We start from the raw sequence: 13,024 nt of genomic DNA, 5'->3' as shown, positions 1-13,024 counted from the left end.
ATGGCAGAGAGCCTGTATTCCGATTCTCCATACCTTTTGGTGCTTTCGGTACTAGCCCTTCTTGTATCGTTTTACTACCCGGTACTGCTTGAACACAAGATGACGGCACGTCGCTTGCCGAAACCCTTGCGCATGATGGTGATTTCGAACATCGCCTGGAATGCGTGCAGTATTTTGGGGATTCTCTTTTTCAGCGGTACCATCACGCCCGAAATGTCGAACTATTACATAGGCCGCCAGCTTATCTTTGGCTTGCAGGCGCTTTGCTGGGTTCGCGTGGGAGTTGCCCTTTACGACATGGGCGAACTGGTGCTGTTCAGCCACCGCACTCCGTACAAGACGATTTCGGGTTCTGTGGGAATCATGATTGTCATTGCCCTCACGTTCCTGTTCGTGGTCAGTCCCGAGACCATTTCGGGTTTTGACTTTTTCGGAATCTTGCCGTTTGCGTACATGCCGATATTCAAGACGTTCACCGTTGTGTATTTGCTGTTCTTCTTGCCGCCATGCCTGCTGATTGTTTACCAGCTCATGCGCAGTTCGCTACGCTCGCTAGATCCGACGGTGTTGCATACCGGCGCCTACATGGCGGGTAGCCTGAGCGTGTGCCTTGTGGTGGCGGTGCTGTTCGACTTCGTGATTCCGCTGATCAAGGGCTATGGCGCCTGGAATGGCGGTTTCCAGTTCTTTGTGTGGCACCAGTTCCTTACATTGTTCATTGCGGTTCTTTGCGGCCAATACTATACCTCGGCCAGGTTCCGCGATATGGGTGCCTACTGGTTCTTGCAGAAACTGATCAACAAGATCGAAGACGGTATCATCTATTATGACGAAGCCGGAAAAATCAAGGCGGTAAATCACGGCGCAACCAAGTTGCTCGGCCAGTCTTCTATTAGTTTGTGTGGAAGGTCCATCAAGAACGTGCTCCCGCCGAACCTCGACTTTTTCAGGGAGACGGTGTATAGCGATGTGCGCATGAACATCAATGGCGAAACCCATGTGATGAAGATTTATTTCTTCAAGTGCCGCCAGACGTTGATGACGATTGTGAATGTCGCATTTTTCATGGACCAGTCCAAGACGCTTTTGCTGCAGCAGAACCTGAAAACCTTGAACGAGCAGTACGTGGAATACACGCATGACCTGGTGCGCTATCAGGACCGCTTGAACAAGGAAGCGTCTATCAAGGTCGAAAAGGAAAACGTGCTGAACACGCTGATTAACGCCTTGCCGTTTAGAGTGTGGTACAAGAGCGAACTCGGCGTTTACCAGAAGCAGAACCGCTTGGACTTGGAAAAACGCGGCTCGCGCGAGGGCGCCCGCGACAACGACGAAGATATTTCGGTCTACGAAAAGGAAGCCCGCGAAAAGGGCGAAGTCAAGATGTACACCTCGTTCGAGGACAAGGACGGCGCCGAGATTTCGCAGGACGAAGCGAACCGCCTTACGGGTATGGGCGAACTGGTGCAGACCTTCGACAACATGTATATCCCGATTCTGCAGGCGGGCAAGGCTCCTTACAAGACGCTTTGCCTCAAGGTCGACATGACCGAACAGCGCAGGCTCGAATACGAACGGAACATGTTGCGCGAACAGAAGTTCATTCATTCCCGCCTCGAAGAACTGGGTACCATTTGCGGCGCGTTCGCGCACGACTACAACAACATTTTGGGCTCGCAGCTCGGCTTCCTGGAAATTGCTCAGGAAGTGATCGAAGATAAGCAGTCCCAGGTGTACACGTTTATTTCGGAAGCGAAAAAGGCCGCCCAGCGCGGCAAGGATTCGCTCAACGAACTGCTGAACGCCATTCGCGGCAATGCGAACGCGGCAACGCCTGCGATCGTGTTCTCGCCTTACATGATTATCGAAGATGTGGTCCGCAAGATTTCTCTGACCTTGCCGCCTAACGTGAAGGTGCATAGCGAAGAACTCGACAAGAGCCTCAAGATCCGTGGCATTGTGGCCTCTCTCGATCGCATTATCAGTAACCTCGCCAACAACGCCCTGTTCGCCATGAAAGAAACGGGCGGCGGTTCGCTGACCTTCAAACTTTATCCTGAAACCCTCGAATCCCAGCTGGTAACGCCCTACGCTCCGCCGGTACCTGCGGGCAGTTATGCCAAGTTCGAAATCTCCGATACGGGTACGGGCATGGATTCGGGAACGCTTGAACGTATCTTTGCACCGTTTTTCACGACAAAGGCCCCCGGCGAAGGCCTGGGACTTGGTCTATCTTCTGCCTTAAGGCTGTTAAAAGAGGGAAATGCCTACTTTACGGTGCAGACAATTTTGGGCAAAGGAACTACATTTTATCTATATTGGCCTATGGAAACTGAAACGAAGGAGGGCTAGTGCCTACGATCCTGATTATTGATGACGACGAGCAGTTTAATTTGATGCTCAAGTCCGCTCTTGAAATCAAGGGCTACAATGTGGAAACGGCTAAGAACGGTAAGGAAGCCAAGGCTCTTTACCAGAATAAGACCTATGACGTGATCATTACCGACATCATTATGCCGGATGTCGATGGTTACGAAGTGATTTTGGACCTGCGCCGCTTGAACATGAGTGACCGCACTATCGCCGTGAGCGGTGGTGGCCGTACCTCTGCCGAAGACTATCTGATGACTGCCCAGCACTTTGATGCCGCGGCAACCTTCAACAAGCCTGTGGACTTGCAAGCCCTTCGCGCGAAGGTCGAAGAAATCATCAAGAGCCATTCGTAGTAGGTCGCGATGAATATCCTGATCGCGGATTTGGATCAGAAATTTGTCGGCGATATCCAGCACTCTTGGTCGGTTGCGGGGACAACCTTGTTCACCTGCACCCGCGAAAGTGACCTCATGCCCATCGTCAAGAAGAATTCGATAGACCTTGCGTTTATCGAAGTTCCTTTCTTAATGCAAGACAACATGGACATGGTGAGCTTTTTAAAGGAACGCCACCCTGGAATCGAAATCTTTGTGTTGTGCGATGACCGCAACTGGCAAGGGGCCGCCTCTGCAATTACCCGCGGTGCAAACACCTTCCTCAAAAAGCCGATTTCGATATCTCAACTTGAATCGACGGCTCAAAAAGTTCGTGCCCAGCAACTGAACAAGTCCAACAACCAGCTCATGGAATCCCAGGTGCTGGACGGCCTTTTGGGGAATACCCCCGAAATGCGCAAGATTCTAAAGACTGTCTACAAGGTCGCTCCCACGAACAGCACCGTGCTCATTACCGGCGAATCCGGCTCGGGCAAGGAATTCCTCGCTAACGTGATTCACCGCTACAGCAAACGTGCGGGCGAACCGTTTGTGGCGGTAAACTGTGGCGCCATTCCCGAAAACCTGGTCGAAAGCGAACTCTTCGGAAGTAAGAAGGGTGCGTACACGGGGTCTACCGCCGACAAGAAGGGCCTGTTCGAATCCGCAAACGGCGGAACGCTCTTTCTGGACGAAGTCGGCGAACTCTCGGCGGCGACCCAGGTCAAGCTTTTACGTTTTTTACAGAGCCACGAAATCAGGCGTGTGGGCGATACCCAGCCGCAGTACCTGGACGTGCGCGTGCTTGCTGCAACGAACCGCGACCTGCAAGAGGCCATGCAAGAAGGCCGCTTCCGCGAAGACCTTTACTACCGCCTGAATACATTCCATTTGCTTTTGCCCCCGCTCCGCGAACGCAAGCCCGCGCTCCCGAACCTGATCAAGTATTTCATCTTGAAGAACAAGGACGCCCAGGGCAAGGACATTGTGGACCTTGAACCGGCGGCCCTGTATGCGCTGACTAAGTATTCGTACCCGGGCAACATTCGCGAACTCGAAAACATTATCGAGCATGCGACCGTACTTGCCGAAGGCGGCGTGATTCGCCTGGAAGACTTGCCCGAAGAGGTGCAGGCCTGCGCCCGCGAACAGACGATGGCGATTCCGCACATCAAGGGCGACCACAACGCCGACCCCCAGGTGATCGAAGCCGAACCGATCGACTTGCCGGGAATCTCTTTTGAAAGCAGCGCGAAAGCAGAAAAGAAGCCTGCCACCGAAACCGAAGATAACGGCGAACTCTTGTCGCTCGAAGAAATGGAACGCAGGCATATTCTGCGCGCCCTGAGCGTGTGTGGCGGCAACCGCACCGAAGTCTGCAAGCGCTTGGGCATTAGCCGCGCGACCCTGTGGCGTAAATTGAAAGAACTTAAGATTATGATGGATGGCGACGATGCCTGATTTTGAAAATCAACAGAATTCTTACGAAGGCCGCCAGGTCCCGATGGACCTGGATGCTGAACGTTGCCTGCTTGGAAGTATTTTGCGCGATCCTGACGTGATGGGCGAAGCCATCATGATTATCAAGGACGAAAGCTTTTTCTACCTGGAAAAGCATCAGTTGATTTGGACTGCCCTGTGTACGCTCAACCGCAACGTGACGCCGATTGACTTGGTGACGCTTGCAGCCGAGCTCGAGACCATGAACAAGCTTACGCTGGTGGGCGGTCGCGAATACCTGTTCGAACTCATGGAATCGGTGGCCTCTTCGGCCAACGCCAGCTGGCATATTGAACTCTTGCGCAAGAAGGCGACGCTCCGCAAGCTGATCAAATCTTCTTCTGCGGTTATCAAGAATGCCATGGACCCGGCGGCAGTGCCCGACGAGGTCTTGCAAGATGCCGAACGCGATATCTTCGCCATTGCCGACGACCAGATTCGCGATTCTCTGAAGCCGATCCAGAATTTTGTGACGCCTCTTTTGGAACGCCTGAACAACCGCAAGGACGGCATTACAGGCATTCGCACGGGCATTACCGAACTCGACGAACTCACCAACGGCCTGCAAAAGTCCGACTTGATTATTCTCGCGGCACGCCCGGGTGTAGGTAAGACGTCTTTCGCTTTGACGATTGCGGCGAATGCGGCCATCAACTTCCAGCAGAATGTGGCCTTCTTCAGCCTCGAAATGGATGGCGTGCAGTTGGCCCAGCGTCTGCTTTGCTCGCAGGCACAAATCGACCAGAGCAAGCTCCGTAACGGCTACTTGAACAGCGACGAAAAGAAGAAGTTGATTGCCGCCGTGACGCCGATTCAAAAGGCACCGCTCTATGTGGACGATAACGCAGACCTCGGCATCATGGAACTCATGAGCAAGGCCCGCCAGCTCAAACGCAAAGGCAAGCTCGATCTTTTGATTATCGACTACCTGCAGCTCATGAAGACGGGTAAAGAAGAAAACCGTGCCGTCGCTATCGGTGCCATTTCCCGCGGCCTCAAGATTCTTGCAAAGGAGATGCAGATTCCGGTTATCGCGCTCGCACAGCTCAGCCGTAAAGTCGAAGAAAAGGGCCGCGAACGCCCGCAGCTCTCTGACCTTCGAGAATCGGGTTCTATCGAACAGGATGCCGACATGGTGTGGTTCGTGGAACGCAAGTTCGTGCAGACCCACCGCGAAGAAGACAAGCATACCGCAGAACTGATTGTGGCCAAGCACCGTAACGGTTCGGTCAAGGATATTCCCATGACCTTCATTCCGGAATACACCACGTTCTACGATGCCGCCCCCGAAGGCGAAGGCGGTGGCGAAGCCTATGCCTACGACGACGCAAGCGACATGGGCCCGACGGATTTCGGAAGTTACTAAGGGGTTCTAGATGCAGATTCTGATAGCTCCATTTCTCTGGATTGGCGAGGTTATCGTAACCGGTATTTCGGCTATTGGCGAAGTGGTCTGCATTTTTTTGAACACGCTCAAGCAGTTGCGTTTTATCCACAAGAATCCGGTGCTCATCGTAAAGCAGATGATTTCGATTGGCGTGTCGTCGCTTCCGCTTTTGTTCGTGACGTCTATTTTTACGGGCATGGTGGCCACGGTGCAGGCAGAATTCGAATTCCATAACCTGGTGGCCGACAAGTTCGTGGGTACGGCTGCCTGTAAAATGATCCTGATCGAGCTTGGCCCCCTGCTGACGGCGATTGTGCTTTCGGGCCGCGTGGGCTCTGCCGTCGCTGCAGAACTGGGCTCCATGAAAGAAAAAGAGGAACTGGCCGCCTACACGGTGCTGGGCCTTGACCCGTACCGCTATTTGGCGATGCCGCGCTTTGTGGCCTTCTTTACCATGGTGCCTTGCCTTACCGTTATTTCGAATGCGCTGGGTATTATCGGTGGCTGGATTGTTTGCGTGCTCGGCCTCGACATTACTACCTATACTTACGTGACCGGTATGCAGTACCTGTTTGATCCCATGGATTTGTGGTCGGGTACGCTCAAGTCCTTTGTCTTTGGAACCTTGATTTTCTTGCTGGGTTACTACCATGGCGTTAATGCCAAGCCGGGTGCCCGCGGTGTCGGAATTGCGACCATGAGCGTGGTGGTTTCAAGCTGCCTCATGATTTTGATTGCAGACTTTGTTTTGGACGCTATCCTATTCTTCTAAGGTGTCACTATGCCAAACGTAAAAATAGACCCGAACGATATCGCCATCCGTCTTAAGGGATTAAAGAAGTCCTTTGGTCCGCAGGACGTTCTTTGCGACGTGAACCTGGATATTCGCCGTGGCGAGACGATGGTGATTATCGGAAAGTCCGGTGGCGGAAAGTCCGTGATTCTAAAACACATGATTGGGCTTTTGCAGCCCGATGGCGGCGAAGTGACTGTGGACGGCGTGACTATCAGTACGCCCAAGTTCTTCGACACGCACACGATTCGCCGCAAGATGGGCATGCTGTTCCAGATGGGTGCCCTTTTTGACTCCATGGACACGGGCGAAAATATTGCGTTTGCCTTGCGCGAACATCACCCTGAAATGAGCGAAAAAGAAATTCAGGACGTGGTGACTGAAAAGCTCAAGATGATCAACTTGGTGCCGGAATTCCGTACCAAGATGCCGTCTGAACTTTCGGGCGGTATGCGCAAGCGTGTGGCCCTTGCCCGAGCCATCGCCTTGAACCCGGAAATCCTTTTGTACGACGAACCGACTACGGGTTTGGACCCCATTACCAGCGACGTGATCAACGACTTGATTCTCGATATGCAGAGCAAGCTTGGCGTGACGTCCGTGGTGGTGACTCACGACATGGTGAGTGCTTTCAAGGTGGCCGACCGAATTGCCATGCTGTATAATGGTCGTATTATCGAAGTGGGCACAGTTGACGAAATCAAGAACACCAGTAATCCTTACGTACACCAGTTTATTACGGGCCAGCGCAGGATTTCGGTGGACGAAGAATAACCACTTTAAGTTGAACTCGATTTTATTGTAAATTTGACTTTACGTTTGTCAAATGGTCATGGCGAATGTATGCAAAAAATATGTGCTTTTCTGCACGAAATTTAGCACGCCTATAGCGTTTTGATTTTTAAAAATGTATTTTTCCGACAAAGAGGTTTTATTATGAATAAGAAACTATTCGTAGGTATTTCTATGGTGACTGCGGTCAGTGCAGGCTTCTGGGCCTGTGGTGAAGGCACCATCAATGAAATGACCGAAATGGATAACGTTATTTCGATGCAGTATCCCTTGGATCCGACGACTGGCGGCGCTAGCCCGGAAATTAAGACCCTGAGGGATAACGCCAAGAACACTTGTAAAGAAGACATGGGTTGCTACACCCAGTATCAGAGTTACCTCGAAGGTACGGAACCGGTAGATGTTCCCGAATCCTCTTCCTCCGAAGAAAATCAGGGCCCAATCACGAACCCCACGATGTCGTCCTCTTCTCGTGGCGATTTCAACATCGTGACCAAGCCGTCTTCTTCTTCCATGCAGATTATCGATAACCCGGAGCCGACGTCCTCTGCTGGTGGAGAAATCGTTGTCCCGGTGACTGGCCTCGGTTCTTGTGCTCCGGCCTCTACGCCTATCAGCAAGGGCGGTAAGGTCAAGTGGAAGTTCTCTGCAAACATGAACAATTCGACTTACAGGCCCGCTGATTTCGCCAAGGCCCAGTTTGACTGGACTTTCGAGGGCGGTACTCCGGCTACGGGTACTGGTGCTACGACTGGCGACATTACATATAGCGCATCCGGTGCTGTAGGTGCTTCTTTGACCGTGACCATGATGGGTGATGGCGCTTCTGAAACGATTCAGTGCTCTAAGCTCCAGGTGAACGGCGACCCGATTACGGGTTGTAAGTGTGCGCCTGTTGGTGTGACTGGTTCTGTTGACTTCACTGCGACGCCTGACGTGACTTGGTCCGTAGCTGGTTGTACGTCTGCATCTGACATCATCTCTTATACATGGGAAGGCACCGCAGGTGAAACTTCCTTCACCAAGACATTTACTGCTGAAGCCCAGTCGTACGCTCCGACCCTCAAGGTTGGAAATGCTGACAATACGGTGATTGACGTGGCTTGCGATCCTGTTAAGGTTACTGAAGGCGCTGAATATACGATTAAGGCTCCTAACGACGCGGGTACCATTAAGTTGCCCGCAGGCTCTTCGCTGGTTGTGTTGGCTGCAGACGGCTATAACAATACCTTCTTCTGTAAGGTTGAACGTTCTGATTCTCCGACGGGAGCCTTGACTATTACTGTGAATGAGGAATCCCTTGGTGGTGGAGACTATGTCGCTCTGAAGTTGACGAAGACTCAATTGAAGAGTGGTACTTCGCTGTCTGTTACTCTGGATTATCCCGCAACCTGCGGTATCCAGTAGTCGCTAAGATATATCGAATTGATTAAGAAAGGCTCCCTTCGGGGAGCTTTTTTGTTGCCTACGTTTTATGCCTACGAAAAAAGAGACGTCCTAAAAGGACGCCTCATTTTCTTTCCGGTTAGATCCTGTCTCAGCCCATAGCCAACTTCCTGCTTCCAACTTCCTACTTCCAACTTCCTACTTCCAACTTCCTACTTCCAACTTCCTACTTCTTCTTGACCGCGTTCCAGACCATGTAGCCAATGAATAGGGCGCCAAAGGCGAGGAGCGCAATAGCGAGCTCGGAATTGTACTTCTCGATAATATCCTTCTGGCCGTGGGCGAGGTAGCCGAGGCCGGCCAGCACGCAGTTCCAGATGGTGGCTCCCAAGAAGGTGTAAACCGTAAAGGGCAACAGCTTCATGTTGGCGATGCCGGCCGGAATCGAAATCAGCTGGCGGATTACGGTAATCAGGCGGCCCACGAAGGTAGAGATGGCGCCGTGTTCGCGGAAATAGTTCTCGGCCTTTTCGAGTTTCTGCGTGTCGAGCAGCAAGAAATGCCCCAGGCGGCTGTCGGCAAACTTGTAGATAATCGGACGGCCCAGGAACTTGGCCAAGAAATAGTTGATGTAGGCGCCCACGAGTGCGCCGATGCTTGCGGCAACTACGATCAGGGCTATGTTCAGGCCGGACCCGGGTTGCAAGGCCTTGTAGGCGGCCGGCGGCACTACCAGTTCCGACGGGAACGGAATGAAGGAACTTTCGACGGCCATCAGGAGCGCGATGGACCAGTAATTCAGGTGTGCGTTGTACCAATCGATAATTTGCGTGTAGAGTCCGGCGGACTTGGCGGCTGGGGCCGCCTGCGCGATAGAATCGGCGGCTGCGTCGGGGGCGGCAAATGCCACAGTTGCAAACAAAGTAATAATTGCGAGAGCTAGGAGTTTTTTATTCATAGGGGCAAATATAGAATTTGGGAAAGGGGCCGGGGTGACATAGGAGGGGAATGTCGATAAACAAAAAAGTCCAGACGCTGTCTGGACTTTTAAAAATCAGTCAAAAGAGATTATCTCTTTTTCTTCTTGGCGGCGCGAGCCTTCTTGGCTTCGAGCTGCTTCTGTCTAGCCTTCTTCTTGGCTTCCATCTTGGCGGCTCTCTTGTTTGCGGCTGCGCTGTTGTTGTGCTGAACGGCAGGCTGTTCTTCTTCGACAGCTTCTTCTTCGGCCGGCTGTTCCGGTTCGCTGTAGCTTTCGCCAGTCTGGTATTCAATGATAGACTGTTCTTCGGCTGCCGGAGCGGCGCCGCCGTTCTTGGCCTGCTGCAATGCTGCCTTGGCTTCTTCGACGTACTTGCCGTTCGGGAAGCGCTTCAGGTAGATTTCGTAGTCCTTGAGACGGTTGCCGGCCTTCACCAGTTCAAAGATTCCGGCTTCGGCTTCGTCGCGGAAAGCACCGTTCGGATTGTCGTTCAGGTAAGTGAGGTAAGCCTTGAAGGTGTTCTGGGCCTGGATGGCGCGGAACTTGTCGTATTCGCTGAGAGAGCGGAGCTTGGCTTCGACTTCGGCTCTACGCGGAGAGTCGGGGTAGTACAGCAAGAACATTTCGAGCATTTCGGGATCGTTGCTTGCCATGACCTGGTCGAAACGAGAATCTTCCTGCTTGGCCTGGTATTCCTTGATCTGCACCTTGCCGCTGTCGAGCGTGGAGTAGAGTTTTTCCTTGGTGGCGAGGTCTGCCGGGTGGCAGAAGGCGAGGAAGCTTTCAAGCACGTCGGCGAACTGCGTACGGGTGTAGGCTTCGCTCATGTCGGGGAGTTCACCGTTTTCGTCGAGGTAGAAGCGGTAGTCGCGTTCAATGGCCATGCAGTCCCAATCGCTAAGCGTGTCCTTGACTTCGCTGTACTTGCGCAGCACGTCGTCGCGGTCATGCAGGTTGTAGCGCATACGGCGGTCACGGCGGCTTTCACGACCGAAGTCAAGCGAAATTTCCAAGCCTACGCGAACGGGCCACTTGTATTCGATCTTGTCGAACTTGAGGTCGGAGTACGGCGAGGGGCTCGGGTTGTTGTCCTTGTCGCGAGCCTTGACATTTTCGTACGGGAGGAATTCCTTGCGGACATTGATGCCGATCTTGAAGTCGACATCCTGGAAGAGTTCGCCAATGCGGTATTCCAAGGCGCTGGACACAAAGCCTGTCTTGAGCATTTCGGTATGGGACTTGGTGTTGCCGGCATAGTCGTCGTAGAAAGAGAAGAACTGGAAGCCAAAGCCGCCGAGCACGCGCAGGTCGAAGTCGCCACCCAGGTTAAAGGTGAAACCGGCAAGCACGGACGGAGCGTAAGCGAGGAACCAGAGTTCTTCGTCGTTGTGCGGGCTCTTCTTGTTTACTTTACCGGTTTCTTCGTCCTTGAAGGTGTACTTCGGGCTGTCTTCAATCGTTCCAAGCTGAATGGAATTGACTTCGGCACCGAGCCAAAGGGTGAACGGAATGTCCGCTTTCCAAAACGGAGTAATCAGCGGCGACCACAGGAAACCGACCGAGGCCGGAATCGTGAGAAGCTTGGTGTCGATACCATCGTCGAGCAAGGTCTTGTTTTTGTCGGCCTTGAAGTTCAGGAATGCAGGTTCACCCTGCAGGTACAGCTGGTGACGCCAGTTGATTCTTTCAAAATCGGCGGCCTGAGAAGCCGCAGCTAATAAAGTCAGTGCAAGTAACAGTTTACGCATCAGTCTAAATTTAATTTTTACTTTGGGATTGAGTGACAGAAAAAATAAATATTAAGCTTTTTTTAATGATTTTTCGCTCTTTTTAGAAGGTTAAAACGAATCCGACGCCCAATAGGACGATTCCGGTACCTAGCAAGGCGCCTCCGACAGTCATTTTCTTGTCGCCCTTGTCGACCAAATCCTTGTTTTCGGCGGCCCTGGCCTGGAAGTTTTCGCCACCGGCGGCGGGGCGGTCCAGTTCCTGCTTTATCTTGTCAGCATCTTCGTAATCGATGTTTGCAAGGTAAATAAAGAGCGTGCCCAAAAGGATCGGGGCAACGGACGAACCCATCAGCGTGCGTCCGATAAAGTCCTTCTTGCGTTCATGCTGCCATTCCTGCTGCGCCACGAGTTCCTGCTTGTCAGAAATCGGTGTGAGGTTGATTTCGACATTGGTCAGTTCGGTGGGCGGGGTGAACACAGTCAGTACGGTATCGCGGTAGCCGATTTTGCGGATCTGGAAGGTCGAAAGTCCGGGTTCGTAAATGGAGTACTTGTTCGGCGTAGAACCGATAGGTTTCGTTTTCTTGGTTACAGGTGTTGTGCCGCCAAAGATCGATGCGCCTTCGGGAATGGTGTGGATCAGAAGCTCGGGTTTTACGCGCTTGAGCTTCAGCGAAATCTTTGCGGTGTCGCCCGGAATCGGCTTGATGGCGGCCTTTGCGCCCCACATCTGGCGGTCTACACTCCAGTAGGCGTAGACTTCGGTTTTGCTGGAATCGTCAATAATGAATGTGCAGGGGCTCTTGCAAATGTCGTCGTTCCCGCGAGTCATGATGTTTGCACCTTCGGGGTTGGTTTCGACATGCAGGTAGCTCTTGTTGTTTGCCGCATGCTGCACGGGGACGTTTTGAATAGGGACCTTTTCGCCTTGGAGCTGGAGCACGAATCCGCGGAGCTTGTCTTTAGAAAGGGCATCGCTCATGGACTTGATTGCAGACAAGCTTGTTTGGGCGACGTAGTCGGTCTTGGCCGAATCGCTAAACTGGAAATGCGACATCTGGACCATGACCGAGTCCGGGGTTCTCGCCGAGGTAATCCGTCCGATATAGGCTGACGCCGCTCCGTGCTTTTTCAAGAAATCCTTGATGCAGACAGCGTCATTGCAGAAGTCGAATTCCTGGCGGTTGACAAAGATGGCTGGCGTTCCGGATTCCTTGAGCAAGCGGATGATCAAGTTCTCCAGTTGTTCGGCAAGTGCCGATTCGGAATTGCGGCGTTCGAACGAAACAAAGATATGCAGGCCTTCGACTGGAGTCTCGATAGAATGCTCGACAGTGAGAGAATCTGCCTGCGTGGAATCTTGAAGGGTTGAATCCAGGGCGACCGTATCTTGAATGGAGGAATCCTGGATGGCGGGCTCCTGTGCGGCGGAATCTGGGGCGCTTGCCTCCGCGGGGGCGGCCTGGGGCTGATTCAAGAGGTCGTTGCCTTGGTCGTCGACAATGCTCTTGAAGCGGTCCTTGTGAATGCGGATGACAGTGAACTTGCCCTGGATGGTTCCGCCGAGGCTCACGGTGTCGTTCTTGACACCCAGGAATTGGGCGTCCTGCTTGGCGCCGGTCACGAGTTCTACGTGGCTTGGGATTCCTTCTTCGGCCCAAATGACGCTCACCCAAAAGAGTGCAAATGTCAGTAGAATCTTTTTCATAA

10 protein-coding genes are annotated in these 13,024 nt (G+C 52.7%); 7 read left to right on the top strand and 3 right to left on the bottom strand.

Annotated features, from left to right (window positions below; genetic code table 11):
• From BUC02_RS03640 to BUC02_RS03610, 7 genes are all read left to right on the top strand, one after another.
• The gene (locus BUC02_RS03640; RefSeq protein ID WP_073318723.1) at positions 1 to 2,352 is read left to right on the top strand and encodes a PAS domain-containing sensor histidine kinase; all 2,352 of its coding nucleotides are present in this window, start codon (positions 1 to 3) and stop codon (positions 2,350 to 2,352) included.
• Positions 2,352 to 2,726 carry a response regulator gene (locus BUC02_RS03635; protein ID WP_073318720.1) on the top strand — a complete coding sequence of 125 codons (375 nt, stop codon included), beginning with the start codon at positions 2,352 to 2,354 and terminating at the stop codon, positions 2,724 to 2,726. Before BUC02_RS03640 ends, BUC02_RS03635 begins: the two co-directional genes overlap by 1 nt.
• Positions 2,727 to 2,735: 9 nt before the next feature.
• Positions 2,736 to 4,208, top strand: a complete 1,473-nt coding sequence (locus tag BUC02_RS03630) for a sigma-54 dependent transcriptional regulator (protein ID WP_073318717.1) — start codon at positions 2,736 to 2,738, stop codon at positions 4,206 to 4,208.
• Positions 4,201 to 5,613 carry a replicative DNA helicase gene (gene dnaB, locus BUC02_RS03625; protein ID WP_073318949.1) on the top strand — a complete coding sequence of 471 codons (1,413 nt, stop codon included), beginning with the start codon at positions 4,201 to 4,203 and terminating at the stop codon, positions 5,611 to 5,613. Before BUC02_RS03630 ends, dnaB begins: the two co-directional genes overlap by 8 nt.
• 10 nt (positions 5,614 to 5,623) lie before the next feature.
• Entirely contained in the window at positions 5,624 to 6,406 is a 783-nt protein-coding gene (locus BUC02_RS03620; protein WP_073318714.1) for an MlaE family ABC transporter permease, read from the top strand.
• 9 nt (positions 6,407 to 6,415) lie between these two features.
• Positions 6,416 to 7,201 carry an ABC transporter ATP-binding protein gene (locus BUC02_RS03615; protein ID WP_073318712.1) on the top strand — a complete coding sequence of 262 codons (786 nt, stop codon included), beginning with the start codon at positions 6,416 to 6,418 and terminating at the stop codon, positions 7,199 to 7,201.
• 162 nt (positions 7,202 to 7,363) lie between these two features.
• A complete protein-coding gene (locus BUC02_RS03610) occupies positions 7,364 to 8,626 on the top strand; it encodes a hypothetical protein (protein WP_073318710.1) in 1,263 nt (420 codons plus the stop codon).
• A gap of 205 nt (positions 8,627 to 8,831) precedes the next feature.
• On the opposite strand, the gene BUC02_RS03605 is transcribed toward BUC02_RS03610, so the two are convergent.
• From BUC02_RS03605 to BUC02_RS03595, 3 genes are all read right to left on the bottom strand, one after another.
• Positions 8,832 to 9,563, bottom strand: coding sequence for a DedA family protein (locus tag BUC02_RS03605; protein ID WP_073318708.1), 732 nt, complete (start codon positions 9,561 to 9,563; stop codon positions 8,832 to 8,834).
• A gap of 110 nt (positions 9,564 to 9,673) precedes the next feature.
• The gene (locus tag BUC02_RS03600; protein WP_073318706.1) at positions 9,674 to 11,332 is read right to left on the bottom strand and encodes a tetratricopeptide repeat protein; all 1,659 of its coding nucleotides are present in this window, start codon (positions 11,330 to 11,332) and stop codon (positions 9,674 to 9,676) included.
• A gap of 82 nt (positions 11,333 to 11,414) precedes the next feature.
• On the bottom strand, positions 11,415 to 13,022 hold the full coding sequence (locus tag BUC02_RS03595; RefSeq protein ID WP_139261002.1) for a peptidase associated/transthyretin-like domain-containing protein: 1,608 nt from the start codon (positions 13,020 to 13,022) through the stop codon (positions 11,415 to 11,417).
• Between the last annotated feature and the right edge of the window lie 2 nt (positions 13,023 to 13,024).

Source organism: Fibrobacter sp. UWOV1 (assembly GCF_900142495.1).
In the GTDB taxonomy this organism is placed as follows: domain Bacteria; phylum Fibrobacterota; class Fibrobacteria; order Fibrobacterales; family Fibrobacteraceae; genus Fibrobacter.
The sequence above is the reverse complement of the archived record's forward strand: the minus strand, read 5'-3'. Positions and strand labels throughout refer to the sequence as shown.

What these genes read in the sequence shown, in the direction of transcription:
- BUC02_RS03600 (WP_073318706.1), bottom strand. Translation starts at nt 11,332, where the DNA reads ATGCGTAAACTGTTACTTGCACTGACTTTATTAGCTGCGGCTTCTCAG.
- BUC02_RS03610 (WP_073318710.1), top strand. Translation starts at nt 7,364, where the DNA reads ATGAATAAGAAACTATTCGTAGGTATTTCTATGGTGACTGCGGTCAGT.
- BUC02_RS03615 (WP_073318712.1), top strand. Translation starts at nt 6,416, where the DNA reads ATGCCAAACGTAAAAATAGACCCGAACGATATCGCCATCCGTCTTAAG.
- BUC02_RS03640 (WP_073318723.1), top strand. Translation starts at nt 1, where the DNA reads ATGGCAGAGAGCCTGTATTCCGATTCTCCATACCTTTTGGTGCTTTCG.
- BUC02_RS03605 (WP_073318708.1), bottom strand. Translation starts at nt 9,563, where the DNA reads ATGAATAAAAAACTCCTAGCTCTCGCAATTATTACTTTGTTTGCAACT.
- BUC02_RS03620 (WP_073318714.1), top strand. Translation starts at nt 5,624, where the DNA reads ATGCAGATTCTGATAGCTCCATTTCTCTGGATTGGCGAGGTTATCGTA.
- BUC02_RS03630 (WP_073318717.1), top strand. Translation starts at nt 2,736, where the DNA reads ATGAATATCCTGATCGCGGATTTGGATCAGAAATTTGTCGGCGATATC.
- BUC02_RS03595 (WP_139261002.1), bottom strand. Translation starts at nt 13,022, where the DNA reads ATGAAAAAGATTCTACTGACATTTGCACTCTTTTGGGTGAGCGTCATT.
- dnaB (WP_073318949.1), top strand. Translation starts at nt 4,201, where the DNA reads ATGCCTGATTTTGAAAATCAACAGAATTCTTACGAAGGCCGCCAGGTC.